The following is a 16,454-nucleotide window of genomic DNA, read 5'->3' as shown; positions in this document are numbered from 1 at the left end:
GCATAAAGGTCAATTTCCTTATGGTAACATTAACTTGACAGCATAACAATAACCGGAGCCGCACGGCACCGACTATTTCCTCTACGTTAGAACACCGTGTAGTTCATGCCGTTGGTGATCGAGCCGATCACGGCGGCCTGGTTCTCCGGCGATTCGGAGAAGTCGGCCAGCACCGTCGCGCGCGTCACCCCGGCGCCAAGGCCCTTGATATAAAAATCCAGGCCGCCGGCGTCGGGCTGGCGGTGCAGCACGTTGGTGTACACCTGGCCAACGAACTGCGCATCCGTCAGCGTGCCGTAGGTCGCAACGTTCTCGGCACTGTTAAGGAAGAACTGCGCCATTGTGACCAGGCCCAGGCCGTCGTCCATTTTGTCCAGCCAGAAGCTAAAGCCGCCCTGGTCCGGCGTCCGGTTGAAGGCCGCCTGGTACAGACGGTAGGTCTGGCCGGCCGCGCCTGCGATGTCGAGCGCCACGCCGCTGCCGTTGGCAAACTCCAGGCGCTCGACGCCGGCCACCAGATCGGTGCCGCCGCTGCCGCTTTTATCGCCGATGGTGAAATCCTTGCCGCTGGCGCTCACCGTGTAATTATCGCGAACACGGCCGTAGTGGACGGTATCGAGGCCGCCGCCGCCGGAAAACAATTCACTGCCGGTGCCAGCCACGAACGAGTCCTTGCCGGCGCCGCCGCCGCTCAGCGAGAGATAGTTCGACAACTGAATCGTGCGGTCGTTGAACTCCAGCGAAGAGATGTTACTCAGCACGTCGGTGCCTTCGCCGGTGACGGTCAGCAGGGCTTTGCCGCCGCTGAAGCTGTAGCTCGCCAGGTCGAGATCGAAGATAACCTCGTCCGTACCGCCGCCGCCGGTCACCGTGTCGCTACCCTTGCCCAAATAAATGAAATCGGTGCCGGCGCCGCCGCTGATCACGTTGCCGGCGTCGTTGCCGAAAATGGAGCCGCCGCCGCTGCCGGCGATCGCGCGCTCGATCGTGACGTTGAACGCGATGGAGATATTGTAGTAATCGCGAGCGGTCGAGCTAAAGCCCCCCTCGCGCAGATTGATGACAGTCGAGCCGGTGCACAGCGAGAAATCCAGCGTGTCGGTGCCGCCCGCATCCCAGATGCACAGCGGCGCCGTGTCCTTGGCGTATTTGTAGGTGTCGTTGCCGGTGTGGTATGCCATGTTGGCGCCATACAGCACTTGCATCGCCTGAATGTCGTACAACATGGGCGTGCTGACATACTTGCCGTGCACCGAGTAACCGTCGCCGTTGTGATAGGACATCACCGAGTAATCGGTATTGTCGGTAACCGTCGGCAGGTACGGCCCTTCATGCAGCGCGGTGCCGTCGTCGGTGTAGTCGCCCGGATGCTTAAACCCGAGCGTATGGCCCAGTTCATGCACCAGCGTCTCAAGGCCATAACCGCCGGCATCGAACTTGAAGTTATAGTCGTCGGTATTGTTCGTTAACAAATAGGAAGCCCCGCCCGGGTTGGGAAAGGTCGCGTAAGCCGCGCTGTCGTCACCCTGATTGTTGGTTCCGATTTGAATGTCGCCACCGGAAGCGACCTCGGTAAACTTGATATTGGCCACCGCCGACCAGGTCGCCATCGCCGCCTTGACGCCCTCGCGCTGCCCGGCGGTCATGGCGGCAAAGCCGATGGCGTCCTTCGCCGCACGGGTTGGCGCCACGGTCAGGAAGCTGTAGGTCAGCGAAACCGGCGTGTGGGTGTAGTCCGCCCAGCTCGAGTAAAGCAACGAGTCAATCGAGTTGATGCCTGTGATATCTGCCATGGTCCGCTATCTTAAAGTTTAATTTCTTTATGGTAACGCGAACTTACTAAATCGGCAATGATTTTTGTGAATAACTTTTTGATGATCTATTAGAACACCGTGTAATTGATGCCGTTGGTAATCGATCCGATCACGGCGGCCTGATTCTCTGCCGATTCGGAGAAGTCGGCCAGTACCGCCGCCCGTGTCACCCCGGCGGCCATGCCTTTGATGTAGAAATCCAGGCCGCCGGTGTCCGGCTCGCGGTGCAACACGTTGGTGTACACCTGGGCGACGAACTGCGCGTCCGTCAATAAGGCGTAGATCGCCACGCTCTCTTTACTGTTGAGGAAGAACTGCGCCATGCTCGCCAGTCCCAGGCCGTCGTCCATCTTGTCGAGCCAGAAGCTCAATCCGCCCAGGTCCGGCTTCCGGTTGAAGGCCGCCTGATACAGGCGGTAGGTCTGGCCGGCCGCGCCGGCGATGTCCAGCGCCACGCCGCTGCCGTCGGAAAACTCCAGGCGCTCGACGCCGGCCACCAGATCGGTGCCGCCGCTGACGCTCTTGTCGCCGACGGTGAAGGCTTTGCCGCTGGCGGCCACCGTGTAGTTGCTGCGCGCCAGGCTGTAGTGGACCGTGTCGAAACCGGTGCCGCCTGAAAACAACTCGTTGCCCGTGCCGGCCACCAACTTGTCGTCGCCGGCGCCGCCGCCGCTCAGCGAGATGTAATTCGACAGTTGTATCGTGCGGTCGTCGAACTTCAGCGTCGAAATATTATTCAACAGGTCGGTGCCCTCGCCGGTGACGGTCAGGGCGGCTTTACTACCGCTGAAGCCGTAGCTGGCCAGGGCGAGATCGAAGACGACCGTATCCCCGCCGCCACCGCCGGTGACCGTATCGCTGCCCTTGCCCAGATAGACGGTGTCGCTGCGGATGCCGCCGATGATGACGTTGCCGGCGTCGTTGCCGTGGATGGTGGAGCCGCCGCTGCCGGCGATCGCACGCTCGATCGTCACGTTGTAGGCGATCGAGATGTTGTTGTAACCGGGCGCCGTCGAGCTGAAGTTGCCCTGGTTTAAGTTGATGATGGTGGCGCCCGTGCAAGCGGAAAAATCGAGGGTGTCGGTGCCGCCCGCGTCCCAGATGCACTGCAGCGCCGAATCGCGCACGAAGCTGTAGGTGTCGGCGCCCGTGTGATAGGCCATGTTGGCGCCGTACATGTACTGGATCGCCTGGATGTCGAACTGCATGGGCGTGACGCCATAGTTGCCGTTGAGGCTAAAGCCGGAACCGGTGTTGTACGACATCTGCGTGAAATCCAGATTATCGGTGGCGGCCGGCAGGAACGGGCCGTCGGTCGCGCCGCCGGTCGAATCGTAATTGCCCGGATGCTTGAGTCCCAGCGTATGGCCGAATTCATGGATCAGCACCGAGGCGCCAAAGTCGCCGGCCGCATAGGTGGAACCGGGCGCATATGTGTTATTGGTGTACATATACACCGGACCCCGGCCGCCCGGCAGATAGGCGTAAGCGCTGCTGTCGTCGCCCTGGTTGTTGGTGCCCACCTGGAGGTCGCCGCCCGAGCTCACCTGCGTGAAGGTGATGTCGGCCACCGCCGCCCAGCTGTCCAGCGCCACCTTGACGGCCGCCTGCTGGGCGGCCGTCATCGGCTTGAATCCGTTCGCATCCGTGGTCGTGGCCCCGGCCGGCGACGTGGTCAGGAAGCTGTAGGTCAGTGTGACGGCGGTGCCGGCGGACGACGCCCAACTGCTCTTCAGCAACGCGTCCAGGGAGTTGATTCCAGTGATGGTAGCCATGATCTATCCAGCGCAAGTATAATTGCCCAATAGTAACATCATGGCCGGGCAATGGTGAATTTCTCAGCGGCAAGTGTTGCGGATTAGCCTCCCGCCACTTACGCCGGCGTAATCGTTGGCGCTCTACTCGAAGGGGTTCGCCACCGTCTTCGTGGGCGGCGCGGGCAATTTGTCAGGCAATTCCCGCGCCTCCAGGCTGGCCACCACCTCGCCCAGCAACTGGTGCAGCGCCCGCGCATAATCCAGGCCGGCCAGGTCGGCGGTCAGGTCGACATCGCCGCTGACGGTGATGCGGTCGACCCGGTTCTCGATCGTCAGATGCCCGATGTTCAGCACATCCGACTCGTTCGCATAGGGAACGAATACGTTTCTCAATTGGCCCATTGCCTGCTCCTTTCCTTGCCCTTGCGTTGCCGCGCATGCGGCAGGCGCAGAAGTTCCTGCTTGCGCTCCGCCGACAACGACGGTAACAGATCGATGCCGATCCTGCTTTCCAGTTCGGCGACGCTGAGCACCTCGTACTCCGCGTCGGCCCGGTTTTCGACAAAGTAGGCGGCGCCGGCGCGCTGGCGCGGGCTGTAGACCAGTTTATACAAATGGGTGGGCACCAGCACGTTGCCGACCTTGCGCAGTTCGCGGCCGATGAAGGCCGGGCCGGTGATGACATACAGGTCGCCCTCCTTCTGCGCCAGTTTGCGCACCACCGCCTCGATGCCCGCCCACAGATGGCGGTTATTGTCGGCGTCCTGCGGCACCATATTGGCCAGGGTGAAGCTCTCGTGCTGGGTGCGGCGGTCCGGCATGTCGCCGTTGGGCGCCATGTGCCCCCGGTCGTAGCCGCTGCGCGCGTAGTCGTCCAGCTCGGCGCGGACGCCGGGCGGCAAGCGCTTTTCGGCGTGGAAGCTGTCCTCGCGCGACAATTCCCTGGCGGCGGCGATATTGTCGGCGGTTAGGTGCTCCGCCGACCACAGCGGCGTGCGCGTGATGCCGGAATGCATGACGCCGAACACGCCATAGCACAGCTCGGTTGTGGCGGCGCCCAGCTTGCGGTTGGCGATTTCCGGCAGCCGGCCGTCGACGTAGTGGGCGGCACAGCGGCTTTTGGCGGCGCGGGCCTCGAAGGCCGGCGCGACGGAGAACAAGCCCGACGTGGCGATCAGGCCGCAAGCGATGGCCGTCGCGGCCACGCTTTTTTGAAACAAATTCATATTTCCCTGGGGCAGATTTTGGAGGCGGCATTCTAGCCGACCACGCTCCAAACAAAAAGGGCCGAACCCGTCAGGATTCGACCCTTTCAAAACATCCGCCCTACCAGAGGCCTTGTTTTATATTTCCATTGCTATAACACTGCTTGTCATTTTACATTGTTTTTAGCGGCTTGGGTGAAAACTTTGACAACGAAAGCGGCGAGCTCAGGACGGCTTGTTGCGGCGTGTGGTGTTGCGACGGCGGTGGCCGGTGCCGGTGCGGCCGGGCGGCTGCTTGGTCTCGCCGGCCTCGGTCCGCTGCTTGTTGACGATCCGGGCCGCCACCTCCTCCTCGCGGCCGGGGTAGCGTCCTTCCTGTTCGAATTTGTGTTCCAGCTCCTTGTACTCGTGCTCGCGTTTGGGGCTTGCTCCTCGGGGCATGATGGACTCCTTTCTTCAGAACATGTTCAGCATCTACGCGAACCATGCTACTGAAACGCCGTCGGGGATGTCGCACGGCTGCTACGCCGCAATCCCTGTTTCGCTTGTCAGTTTTCCACCGACAACAGCAGTTCTATCTCCGCAAGCAACTCGGTCATCGTGTCGACCACCCGGTAGGCGCCGGGGAAATCGTGGCCGCGCGTGAGCGCGTTGCGCAGGACGACGCAGCGGATGCCGGCCGCCATCGCCGCCTGCAGGCCGCGCGGCGAATCCTCGACCACCAGCGCGTCGGCCGCCGCCACCCCCAGCCGCTCAAGGCCCAGCAGATAGGGCTCGGGCGACGGCTTGCTGTTGGCATACGACTCGTGCGTGAGCACGAATTCGAAGTGCCGCCGCAGCGGCAAACGTCCGTGGATGATCTCGAAGTGCTCGCTGATGGAACTGGTGACGACGGCCATGCGTACGCGCGGCGCCAGGCTGGCCAGCACCTCGGCCACGCCGGCGATGGCCGGGATGTGTTCCGACGCCAGCCGCAGCGCGTAGCGCTCGTTGCGCTGCGCGCGCGCCGCCTCGATTTGCGCTTCGTCCATGGCCGGCTCCAGCAGATGCCAGGCGCCGCGATTGTCGGCCAGGTACCAGTCGAAGAAGTGCTGCTCGCTCAGCTCCAGGCCAAGCGGCCTGAACAGCTCCCGGTTGGCCTCGTAAAACAGCCGTTCGGTATCGACCAGCACCCCGTCGTTGTCCCACAAAATTGCTTGCAGCATACTCCGCATTCCTTGTAAAGGCCGGCAAGCGGCCGCGACGTGGCCGGCGCCGGCGTCGCGATGGCCCGTTGGCAGCGGCGATTGTACCCGCTGGTCTTGCCTGACAGGGTATGCAATACTTGCCCCAACGCATATTCGAAGAGCGACATGGCCGTTTTTGCACGACTTCCGCGCAGCCTCAAGTTCCGCATGACCGGGGTCGTCGTGATGTTGGTTCTGGCCGCCACGGTGACGGTGGCCTGGGTCGCGCTGGTGCTCGCCGAGCGCGACATGAAAAGCGTGATCGGCGACCAGCAATACGCGCTGCTGTCGTCGGCCGCCGCCCAGGTCGACGCCCAGTTCACCGCCAGGAAGGTGCTGCTCGCCAGCCTGGCCGACACCGTCACCGAAAGCGACGGTGCCAGCCCGGCGGCCATGCAGGCGTTCGTCGCCCGCCATCCGGTGGCGCGCGGGCGCTTCCTCAATCTGCACATCTACAATCGGCAAGGCGCGCTGCTCAATACCGGCGGGGGTGTCGGCGATGGCGCCGATGCTGGCGTGACTGCGCTCGACCCGGGCGAGGCCGCGCACGCCTGGTTCGAGCGCGCGCTGGCGGCCGGCAAGCCGGCCGTGTCGCCGCCTTTCAAGAGCATACTGACGGGCCGCCCGGCCATTATGATCGTCCATCCGGTGCTCGACGCCGGCGGCCGCGCGCTCATGCTGCTGTGCGGCAGCATCGACCTGAGCAGTCCTTCGTTCACCGAACAGGTGGCCGCGCAAAAGCCGGGCAAGACCGGCTACACCTACATGATGACCGCCGACGGCGTGATACTGCACCATCCCAACACTTCCCTGCTGCTCAAACGGCGCGACGAGCGCCCCGGCCATAGCAAGGCCACCGCGCTGGCGCTGACGGGCTTCGAAGGCTGGACCGAAACGACCGGCCGCGACGGCGTGCAAGGCATCTACTGCTTCAAACGGTTGCGCGCCACCAACTGGATCATCGGCGCCCGCTTCCCGGTGGACGAGGCGTTCGCGCCGATGATCGCCATGCGCCACAAGGCCATGCTGGGCGCCGCGGCCTTCGCCGCGCTGGCCGGGCTGGCGGCGTGGATCGCCGTGCAGTGGATGCTGCGCCCGCTGGGCCGCCTGCGCGGGCACATCGACGACATCCGCGGCGGCCGCGCCGACATCGGCGTGCTGCAGCGCGGGCGCGCCGACGAGATCGGCGCGCTGAGCGTGGCCTTCCACGAACTGATGGCCGAACGCGAGGCCGCGCAAACGGCGATCCGCGACAGCGAAGCGCTCATCAGCAGCATCCTCGAGCGCGCCCCCGACGCCTTCGTCAGTTGCGAGGCCACCGGCATCATCACCAAGTGGAACGCCGCCGCCGAGCGCAGTTTCGGCTGGACGCGCGAGGAGGCGATCGGCCGCGACATCGCCGAACTGATCGTCCCGCCGGCGATGCGCGGCAAGCACGGCGCCGGCATGCGCAGCTTCGCCGACGGCCACGCCGGACGCCTGATCAACTCGCGGGTGCGGGTGGCGGCGCTGCACAAGGACGGCAGCGAGGTGCCGGTCGAACTGTCGCTCGGCGCGCTGCGCCACGACGGCGCCTACTACGCCACCGCCTTCCTGCACGACATCACCGAGCGGGTGGCGTACGAGCGCAAGATCGCCGCCAGCGAAAAGCGCCTGCGCACCCTGGCCGACAACTTGCCGGTGCTGATCTCCTACCTGGACCACGCGCGCACCTTCCAGTTCCTCAACGCCACCTTCCTGCACTGGTTCGGCATGGACCCGGTCAAGATGATCGGCCGCCATCTGGTCGAAGGCATCGGCAACACCCAGTACGCGCTGGCGCAACCGCACCTGGACCGCGCCTACCAGGGCCACAACGCCACCTACGAGCACACCGCCAGGATCGACGGCGGCGAGCACGCGCTCGAGACCACCTTCGTGCCGGAGCTGGGCACCGACGGCGCCGTCGTCGGCATCTACTCGCTGACCCACGACACCACGCGCATGAAGGAAATCGAACAGCGCCTGACGCAGCTGGCGCGCATCGACACACTTACCGGCATCGCCAACCGCCGCATGTTCGAGGAAATACTGCAACTGGCGATCGTGCGCGCCAGGCGCAATCGTCAGCCGCTGGCGCTGGCCTACCTGGACATCGACCACTTCAAGGCCATCAACGACACGCGCGGCCACGGCGCCGGCGACGGCGTGCTCAAGGAGTTTGCCGCCCGCCTGACGGCCAACGTGCGCGCCTCGGACACCGTCGCCCGCGTCGCCGGCGACGAATTCATCATCATCTTCGAACAAGTGGCGAACGTCGACGAGGCGGCGCGCATGGCGCTCAAGATCGTCGAGGCGATCCGGCGGCCGTTCATGGTGGCGGAGGCGGCGATGGCGGTCACCACCAGCATCGGTTTGGCGCTGCATCTTGGCGAAGGGGAATCGGCGGCGGAACTGGTGGCGCGCGCCGACAGCGCGCTGTACGCGGCCAAGCACAACGGCCGCGACGGCTACGCGATCGCCGACTAAGGCGCCACGCCTCTTACAGGTCGATCTCCATGCCATCGTAGGCCGACACCACCTCCAGCGGCGTCTCGCCGGTGGCGGCCGCGTAGCGGCGCGTCTCGGCCAGCACGCCGGAGATGCGGGCGTCGTCGTAGACCGGCTCGTGGTGGAACAGGCACAGCGTGCGCACGCCGGCCAGCCGGCACAGCTCCACGCCCACCGCGCCGCTCGAATGGCCCCAGTCGGCCTTGGCCGACACGCATTCGGCTAGCGAATACATAGCGTCGAAGATCACCAGGTCGGCGTCGCGGAAGAACTCCACGAACGCCGCGCGTCCGGCGGCGTCGTCGAGCTTGTGCTCGGAATCGGTGCTGTAGACCATGGCCAGTCCGCCGCGCTCCAGCCGGTAGCCGTAGGAATCGCCGTGGTGCAGCTGGCGCTTGGCCGTCACCTTCACGTCCTTGACCATCACCGGCACGCCCGGCTCCATGCGCACGAATTCGATGGTGGCCGCCAGCTGGTCGAAGCCGACCGGGAAGCTGATCGGGTCCTGCTGGCGCCGGAACGCCGCCTCCAGTTCCGCGTGGCAGCCGTAGATGATGATGCGGTTGCCCGGAATGTAGGCAGGCGTAAAGAACGGAAAGCCCATGATGTGGTCCCAATGAAGATGGGACATGAACACATGGTAGGTCTGCGGCTTGGCCGGACCGTAGCGCGCCAGCTTGGCGCCGGCCAGCGGCCGCACGCCCGAACCGAGGTCGAGGATGATGTGGTCGGTGGTGGCGTCCGGGTCCCAGGCCTCGACCTCGACGCAGCTGGAATTGCCGCCATACGTGCCGCGCACGTCGAAATCGAGCTCGTTGTCGACATACGACGCCACCTTTTCGCGCGAGTCGAGATCGCGGCCGATCGCCCCCTCCAGCGCCGAGACCAGCTTGGCGCGGATGTGCTTATGGTTCAGCGCCACCGGCAGCGAGCCGCGCGCGCCCCAGATGCGGGCTTTCATAAAGCGAATTCCATGGTGGTGCGATGGCCCCGTGTCGATAAAGCAACTAGTGGTGTCAAACAGGCAGCAGATTTTGCATTTTGACACCTCTGTGTCTAAAAGGCAATACAATATGTGATGCCCCGGGTGCCGCCGAGGTCGTGGTATTCTTCGCCCTCCCCGCGATACCGGGTCGACCACGACCTTGACCAGCCATGTCACTCAACCAATTCTTCAAGCTCGCCGAGCACGGCACGACCATCCGCACCGAGGTGATCGCCGGTGTCACCACCTTCCTGACGATGGCCTACATCATCTTCGTCAATCCCGCCATCCTCGGCGACGCCGGCCTGCCGAAGGACTCGGTGTTCGTGGCCACCTGCCTGGCCGCCGCGCTGGGCACGCTGATCATGGGCCTGTACGCCAACTACCCGATCGGCATGGCGCCGGGCATGGGCTTGAACGCCTACTTCGCCTACGCCGTGGTGCTCGGCATGGGCGTGCCGTGGCAGACGGCGCTCGGCGCGGTGTTCATCTCCGGCTGCCTGTTCATCGTGGTCAGCGTGTTCAAGGTGCGCGAGCATATCGTCAACGGCATCCCGCAATCGCTGCGGGTCGCCATCACCGTCGGCCTGGGCTTGTTCCTGGCGCTGATCGCGATGAAAAGCGCCGGCCTGGTGGTGGCCAACCCGGAAACGCTGGTCACCGTCGGCGACATGCACAATCCGCACACCCTGATGGCCATCTTCGGCTTCCTGCTGATCGTCACCCTGGACCGGCTGCGGGTGCCGGGCGCGCTGTTGATCGGCATCGTCGCCGTCACCGTGCTGAGCTTCTTCTTCGGCGGCAACACCTTCAAAGGCTTCATGTCACTGCCGCCGTCGATCTCGCCGACCTTGTTCCACTTCGACCTGGCGGGCGCCATCTCGATGGGGCTGTTCAATGTGGTGCTGGTGTTCTTCCTGGTGGAGCTGTTCGACGCCACCGGCACCCTGATGGGCGTGGCCAGCCGCGCCGGCCTGCTGGTCAACGGCAAGATGGAACGCCTGAACAAGGCGCTGCTGGCCGACAGCTGCGCCATCGTGGCCGGCTCGGTGCTGGGCACCTCGAGCACCACCGCCTATCTGGAAAGCGCGGCCGGCGTGCAGGCCGGCGGGCGCACCGGCCTGACGGCGCTGGTGGTGGCGCTGCTGTTTCTCGCCGCGCTGTTCTTCGCGCCGATCGCCGGCGTGGTGCCGGCCTACGCCACCGCGCCGGCGCTGCTGTTCGTCGCCTGCCTGATGCTGCGCGACCTGGTCGACGTTGACTGGAGCGACACCACGGAAAGCGTGCCGGCGGCGATCACCGCGCTGGTGATCCCGTTCACGTACTCGATCGCCCACGGCATCGCCTTCGGCTTCATTACCTACGCCGGCCTCAAGCTGCTGACCGGCCAGGCGCGCCAGGTCAAGCCGGTGGTCTGGATCATCGCCATCGTTTTCCTGATTAAGTACAGCGTCACGTAATCTCGGCCAGCTCGCGGATCGCCTGCACGCCGATGACGTTGTGCAGGCGCATGCGGCACAGCACCAGCGGGTCCTCCTCCGGCGCGGCCAGGCGCAAATGCACCTCCAGCCCGTGGTCCCCGGCGGTCGTGCGCAGGCCGCGCAGCTCGATGCCGAGGCGGCGCACGACGGCCAGCGCGGCCTCAAGGGTGGCGATGGGCGCATCCGGCTCGATGCAAAAACGGTAGTTTTTCTGTGTGGTATTCATACCATCAGAATATCCACAGTCGGGCGAAATAGGCTCCCTGAATTGCCCCGATTCCGCCCATTTCCAAGAAGATCGTCCCCGCACATGTAAAATTCATGGAATATTCATCTTCCCGGGAGCGAAACATGGAAATCGACGAGATCGACCGCCGCATCTTGCGCGAGCTGCGCCAGGACGGGCGCCTGAGCAACACCAAGCTGGCTGAAAAGGTCGGTCTGTCTACCACGCCATGCTGGAATCGCGTGCGCGCGCTGGAGGAAGGCGGGATGATCGAGGGCTACACCGCGCTGCTGAGCCAGACGGCGCTGGGCTACCCCGACACCGTCATCATCGAGGTCACGCTGGATCGCCACGACGACGACATCTTCGACAAGTTCGGCCAGGCGCTGGCCGAACTGCCGGAGGTGATGGAAGCCTATTTGCTGACCGGCGAGTACGACTACCTGATCAAGGTGGCGGTGGCCGGAACGGCCGGCTACGAAGAGTTCCTGCGCCGCAAACTGTACAAGCTGCCGGGACTGCGCCACAGCCGCTCGACCTTCGTGCTGCGGTGCCTGAAACGCAGCTTTTCGGTGGCGCCGTGAGCTGTCGGCGGATCAATTGCATTTAAGGAATTGTTGATAAATTGAAGCAACTCCTGTGATTTCGCTTACATTTCCACCAAAATCACTATTTTTTCCCGAGCACAAGATTTATACTCTTGGGAAATTATATGCGAACGCGCATGCGAAAACTTTTTGCTTACTCCTATTTCATTGGCGATCCCGAACAGCAACGACAATTTTTTGTCGAAGGCCGTCCGGTCGTCATCCTGACCCAGGCCTTCGGACTGATCGCCTGGCTGTGCTCTATCACTTTGTTGTTCGGCGCGCACGGCAACGGCCACCTGAAATTGCTGCTGGGCGCGCCGGGCATCCTGGCCAGCCTGCTGATGACCGTCCGCGCGCGCTCGCTGCGCCAGTTGATCGTCAGCGGCGTGCTGGGGGCGGTGACCACCGCCGTCGCCTTCCGGCTGTTCATCGATCAAACCGCGCACCCGGCGTTCTGGGTACTGCCGATCGGCATCGCCATGGCGCTGGCGTCGGCGCCCGTGTTTAGCGGGCTGATTAATTACGTGGCCACCGTCGTCGTCATCTGGCTGGTGCTCGGCGTCGGCAATTTCCCCGGCCAACCGGGGCACCTCGACTTCAACCTGGCGCTGGTCGCCGTCGGCGGGAGCCTGTGCATCGGCGTTTATCTCAATATTTTTTTCCTCACCTTGCGCGTCGGTAATTTCCGCGCCCGCAAGGAGTTGACGGTGCTGGCGTTCAAGGACAGCCTCACCGGCTTGAGCAACCGCCGCAAGTTCACCCTCGACGCCCGCGCCGCCCAGCAAACGACAGGTCCGCTGCACTTGCTGATGATCGACATCGACGACTTCAAGAAGATCAACGATACCCTCGGCCACGACGCCGGCGACGAGGTCTTGAAAAGGGCCGCCGCCGTCGTCGGCCGGCTGTCCGCCAACCACCTGTGCGGGCGGCTGGGCGGCGAGGAATTCGGCGTCGTCTTCCACGGCGACCTCGATGACGCTTGCGTGTTCGCCGGCCGGCTGCTGGACGAGGTGCGGGCGGCCTGCGTGCCGGCGCGCACGATCAGCATCGGCATCGCCGAATTCGACAAACAGGCCGACCTCTCGGTCAGCTACCGCCATGCCGACCGGGCGCTGTACTCGGCCAAGCATGCCGGTAAAAACCGCTACGTCGTCGCCACCGATCAGCGCGAAGCTGCCTGACGCCGGTCCGGGTGGGGCATCAACGGGCCGCCACGCGGCTCTGGCGACGCAACTCGTCCTGCATCTGCAGCGTGCTGCGGGCGGCCTGCAAGGTCATCGCGTCCGTGCCGCCGGCCTTGCGCACCAGAGGGCGCGGCAAATCGGCCCAACGGCTGCGCGGCAGGCTGGCGCCGCTCTGAATTCCCGGGACGACGCGTTCGACACCACTGTTGATGATGACGCCATCGGCGCCAGTGTCGCTCACGGCGTCCTCGTTGGCGACGCGGCTGCCCTGCGGGCAGTCGGCGTCGGTCAGCAGCACGGCGCCCTGCGGGTCGACGCAGCGGTTGATGCCGGCGCTGGCGAACGAGGTGGCGGAGGCGGTGGCGGCGAACAGGCCCGCGCACAGCAGCATTTTTGTCAATTTCAATGATGTCTTCATGATCGTTACCCCGTTCAGCTAATGGGGCAATGATCCTCCGTTGAAAGGCCCCGTTCTGTACGGAACCACACGTAATCGGTGTCGGGTACAATAGCGGCTTCTTCCGTACAAGACGACGCACCGCCGGCAATGCCCGGCATCGCCCTCCCATGCCTATGAAACCATTGCTGTTCGTACCCGCGCTAGCGCTATCACTCACCGTCGGCCACGCGGCCGCCGTCGATCTGGACCCACCCTACGGCTGGAGCACCTCCGCCGAGCTGGGCGCGATTTCCACCTCCGGCAACACCGTCGGCACCTCCGTTACCGGCAAGATAGATTCCAAGCAGGAACTTCCCGACTGGAGCAACGAGTACATCGCCGCCGGCTATTTCAAGGACGAGCAGGTCACCAACAGCGACGGCGAAAAAGTGCGCGAGCGTTCGGCGCAGCGCTACTCGCTGTCGGCCAAGGCCGCGTACAAGTTGATGCAGGACCGCGACCGGCTGTTCGCGCTGGCCACGCACGTCGACGACCGGTTCGGCGCCTACATCCGCTACTCGACGATCGGCGTCGGTTACGGCACCCAGGTCTATCAGTCGGAGACCAAGACGCTGGACGTGGAAATCGGTCCGGGCTACTTCCGCGGCGCGCGCGACACCGGCGAAACCGAGAACGGCATGACCATCCGCGGCGCGGGCAACTTCAAATGGCGCCTGAGCGAAAACGCCCTGTTCCAGCAAACCTTGATGGTCGAACGGGGCACCTCGAACACCCACTCGGAGGCGGAAACATCGCTGCGCACCAAGATCAACAACACCATGCAGTTGAAGGCCGCGTTCAGCGTCCGCAGCGACACCAACGTCCCGGACGATAAAAAGAGCACCGACACGCAAACCTCGGTGACCCTGGTCTACTCTTTCTGACGCCTTTACTTTTCTTCTCTCTGAACCAAACATGAACACTCCACGCATCCTCGGCACGCCGCTGTCCCCCACCGCCACCAAAGTCATGCTGCTCGGCTCAGGGGAGCTAGGCAAGGAAGTCATCATCGCGCTGCAGCGCCTGGGCGTGGAAGTGATCGCCGTCGACCGCTATCCGAACGCGCCGGGCCACCAGGTCGCGCACCGCGCCCATGTCATCAACATGACCGACGGCGCCGCGCTGGCCGCGCTGATCGAGCAGGAAAAGCCGGACCTGATCGTGCCGGAGATCGAAGCCATCGCCACCGACACGCTGGCAGCGCTGGAACAAGCCGGCAAGATCACCTGCATCCCGACCGCGCGCGCCGCGCAGCTGACCATGAACCGCGAAGGCATCCGCTGCCTGGCCGCCGAAACGCTCGGCCTGGCGACGTCGCCTTACCGCTTCGCCAGCAGCCTGGCGGAACTTGAGGCGGCCACCGCCGCCATCGGCTTCCCGTGCGTGATCAAGCCTGTCATGTCGTCGTCGGGTAAAGGCCAGTCGAAGATCGACAGCGCCGCCGAAGTCAAGGCCGCGTGGGATTACGCCGCCGCCGGCAGCCGGGTAGACTCGGGCCGCGTCATCGTCGAAGGCTTCATCGACTTCGATTACGAAATCACGCTGCTGACGGTGCGCTCGATCGGCGCCGACGGCCAGGTGGAAACGCAGTTCTGCGAACCGATCGGCCACGTACAGGTGCAGGGCGACTACGTCGAATCGTGGCAGCCGTGCCGCATGGACCCGGTGGCGCTGGAACGCGCGCGCGACATCGCCGGCAAGGTGACGGGCGACCTGGGCGGCCTTGGCCTGTTCGGCGTCGAGCTGTTCGTCAAGGACGACATGGTCTGGTTCTCGGAAGTGAGCCCGCGTCCGCACGACACCGGCATGGTGACCATGGCGACGCAGGTGCAAAGCGAATTCGAACTGCACGCCAAGGCGATCCTGGGCCTGCCGGTCAATGTCGCGCTCAAGGCGCCGGGCGCCTCTGCCGTCATCTACGGCCAGCACGAAGCGGCCGGCATCGCGTTCGAAGGCGTAGCCGAAGCGCTGCGCGTGCCGGGCAGCGACATCCGCCTGTTCGGCAAGCCGGAATCGTTCGCGCGCCGCCGCATGGGCGTGGCGCTGGCGACTGCGGACGACGTGGAAACCGCACGCGCGCGCGCCAAGGAAGCGGCGGCGAAGGTCAAGCCGGTCATCGCCAAGTAGTTCCAGAATACGCACGCTTTCAACCCCGCGTGCTTTCAACGATATGCCGACCATACCGCTTAGGGGTCGGACCCGGTAGGGTCCGACCCCGTATGGCCGTGCGGGTTAAAAACCGCCCTACATCTGCCTGAACAAATCCACGTAATTGCGGCTGACCACCAGCTGCTCGCCGCGCCCCTTCAACAGCACCATCAAGCGTCCGCGAAAATCCTGCCGCGTCCCCGCCACATGCCGCGCCGCCACGATCACACTGCGGTGTATCTGCCAGAACTGCCGCTCATCGAGCTGCTCGCGCAACTTGCTGATCGGCGTGCGGATCAAACTCTCGCCATCGGCCAGGAACACGCTGGTGTACTTGTCATTACTCTGGAAATAAATCACCTCGTCGATCGAGATCAAGCGCGTCTGATCTCCCTGCGAAGCGCGTATCCACTGCAGCGGCTCCACAGCGGCGACAGGAGCGGCCACCGCGCCACCCAACTGCGCCAGCAAGGCCTGCAAAGCGGCCGCCGTCACACCGCCCGCCGCCGCAGGCTCTTGCCCGACTTCCCGCCTCGCCTGCAACGCCGCCTTTAACTTCACCACCGTCTTGGTCAGCCGATCCAGGCTGGCCGGCTTCAACAGGTAGTCCACCGCCGAATGCTCGAACGCCTCCACCGCATACTGGTCGAATGCGGTGACGAACACGATGTGCGGCGGCTTGCGTCCCTCCACCAGCCGCGCCGCCACGTCGAGCCCCGTCATGCCCGGCATGCGGATGTCCAGAAAGACCACATCGGGCGCCTCCTCGTCGATCAAACGCAGCGCATCGAGCCCGTTGGCCGCCTTCGCGACCACCCGTAGTTCGGGCCACACGGTCTTGAGTTGTCCCTCCAGATAATCGCGCAG

The 16,454-nt window shown here is 64.4% G+C and carries 16 protein-coding genes; 6 read left to right on the top strand and 10 right to left on the bottom strand.

Annotated features, from left to right (window positions below; translation table 11 throughout):
- Positions 1–86: 86 nt before the first annotated feature.
- From NHH88_17440 to NHH88_17415, 6 genes are all read right to left on the bottom strand, one after another.
- Positions 87–1,793: a DUF4214 domain-containing protein gene (locus tag NHH88_17440; GenBank protein ID USX11498.1), complete on the bottom strand. Its 1,707-nt coding sequence runs from the start codon at positions 1,791–1,793 to the stop codon at positions 87–89.
- A gap of 89 nt (positions 1,794–1,882) precedes the next feature.
- Complete coding sequence (locus NHH88_17435; GenBank protein USX11497.1) at positions 1,883–3,589, bottom strand: DUF4214 domain-containing protein; 1,707 nt, start codon at positions 3,587–3,589, stop codon at positions 1,883–1,885.
- 123 nt (positions 3,590–3,712) lie between these two features.
- A complete protein-coding gene (locus NHH88_17430; GenBank protein USX11496.1) occupies positions 3,713–3,973 on the bottom strand; it encodes a hypothetical protein in 261 nt (86 codons plus the stop codon).
- Positions 3,961–4,797: a DNA/RNA non-specific endonuclease gene (locus NHH88_17425; GenBank protein ID USX11495.1), complete on the bottom strand. Its 837-nt coding sequence runs from the start codon at positions 4,795–4,797 to the stop codon at positions 3,961–3,963. Before NHH88_17425 ends, NHH88_17430 begins: the two co-directional genes overlap by 13 nt.
- 204 nt (positions 4,798–5,001) lie before the next feature.
- Positions 5,002–5,217 (bottom strand): hypothetical protein, encoded by a 216-nt coding sequence (locus NHH88_17420; GenBank protein USX11494.1) that lies wholly within the window; start codon positions 5,215–5,217, stop codon positions 5,002–5,004.
- 107 nt (positions 5,218–5,324) lie between these two features.
- Positions 5,325–5,981, bottom strand: a complete 657-nt coding sequence (locus NHH88_17415) for an HAD family phosphatase (protein ID USX11493.1) — start codon at positions 5,979–5,981, stop codon at positions 5,325–5,327.
- Between the two features lie 147 nt (positions 5,982–6,128).
- Here NHH88_17415 and NHH88_17410 point away from each other — a divergent pair, with 147 nt between their 5' ends.
- On the top strand, positions 6,129–8,510 hold the full coding sequence (locus tag NHH88_17410) for a diguanylate cyclase (GenBank protein USX11492.1): 2,382 nt from the start codon (positions 6,129–6,131) through the stop codon (positions 8,508–8,510).
- 13 nt (positions 8,511–8,523) lie between these two features.
- On the opposite strand, the gene NHH88_17405 is transcribed toward NHH88_17410, so the two are convergent.
- Positions 8,524–9,492: an MBL fold metallo-hydrolase gene (locus NHH88_17405; protein USX11491.1), complete on the bottom strand. Its 969-nt coding sequence runs from the start codon at positions 9,490–9,492 to the stop codon at positions 8,524–8,526.
- Between the two features lie 194 nt (positions 9,493–9,686).
- Here NHH88_17405 and NHH88_17400 point away from each other — a divergent pair, with 194 nt between their 5' ends.
- A complete protein-coding gene (locus tag NHH88_17400) occupies positions 9,687–10,976 on the top strand; it encodes an NCS2 family permease (GenBank protein ID USX11490.1) in 1,290 nt (429 codons plus the stop codon).
- Here the strand turns inward: NHH88_17400 and NHH88_17395 are convergent.
- The gene (locus tag NHH88_17395; GenBank protein USX11489.1) at positions 10,969–11,223 is read right to left on the bottom strand and encodes a hypothetical protein; all 255 of its coding nucleotides are present in this window, start codon (positions 11,221–11,223) and stop codon (positions 10,969–10,971) included. The two genes, NHH88_17400 and NHH88_17395, sit on opposite strands and share 8 nt — an antisense overlap.
- A 125-nt stretch (positions 11,224–11,348) precedes the next feature.
- Between NHH88_17395 and NHH88_17390 the strand changes: the two genes are divergently transcribed.
- Together NHH88_17390 and NHH88_17385 are read left to right on the top strand one after the other, a co-directional pair.
- Positions 11,349–11,807 (top strand): Lrp/AsnC family transcriptional regulator, encoded by a 459-nt coding sequence (locus NHH88_17390; GenBank protein USX11488.1) that lies wholly within the window; start codon positions 11,349–11,351, stop codon positions 11,805–11,807.
- Positions 11,808–11,947: 140 nt separating this feature from the next.
- Complete coding sequence (locus NHH88_17385) at positions 11,948–12,997, top strand: GGDEF domain-containing protein (protein ID USX11487.1); 1,050 nt, start codon at positions 11,948–11,950, stop codon at positions 12,995–12,997.
- Between the two features lie 19 nt (positions 12,998–13,016).
- Here NHH88_17385 and NHH88_17380 read toward each other — a convergent pair whose 3' ends face one another.
- Positions 13,017–13,406 carry a hypothetical protein gene (locus NHH88_17380; protein USX11486.1) on the bottom strand — a complete coding sequence of 130 codons (390 nt, stop codon included), beginning with the start codon at positions 13,404–13,406 and terminating at the stop codon, positions 13,017–13,019.
- A gap of 167 nt (positions 13,407–13,573) precedes the next feature.
- On the opposite strand from NHH88_17380, the gene NHH88_17375 reads away from it, so the two are divergent.
- A complete protein-coding gene (locus NHH88_17375) occupies positions 13,574–14,323 on the top strand; it encodes a DUF481 domain-containing protein (GenBank protein ID USX17365.1) in 750 nt (249 codons plus the stop codon).
- A 31-nt stretch (positions 14,324–14,354) separates the two neighbouring features.
- Positions 14,355–15,566, top strand: coding sequence for a formate-dependent phosphoribosylglycinamide formyltransferase (gene purT, locus NHH88_17370; GenBank protein ID USX11485.1), 1,212 nt, complete (start codon positions 14,355–14,357; stop codon positions 15,564–15,566).
- A gap of 117 nt (positions 15,567–15,683) precedes the next feature.
- Here the strand turns inward: purT and NHH88_17365 are convergent, their stop codons facing one another.
- On the bottom strand, positions 15,684–16,454 hold the full coding sequence (locus NHH88_17365; protein ID USX17364.1) for a LytTR family DNA-binding domain-containing protein: 771 nt from the start codon (positions 16,452–16,454) through the stop codon (positions 15,684–15,686).

This window comes from Oxalobacteraceae bacterium OTU3CAMAD1 (assembly GCA_024123915.1).
In the GTDB taxonomy this organism is placed as follows: Bacteria; Pseudomonadota; Gammaproteobacteria; order Burkholderiales; family Burkholderiaceae_D; genus Rugamonas.
This window is presented reverse-complemented; position numbering and strand designations above follow the sequence as displayed.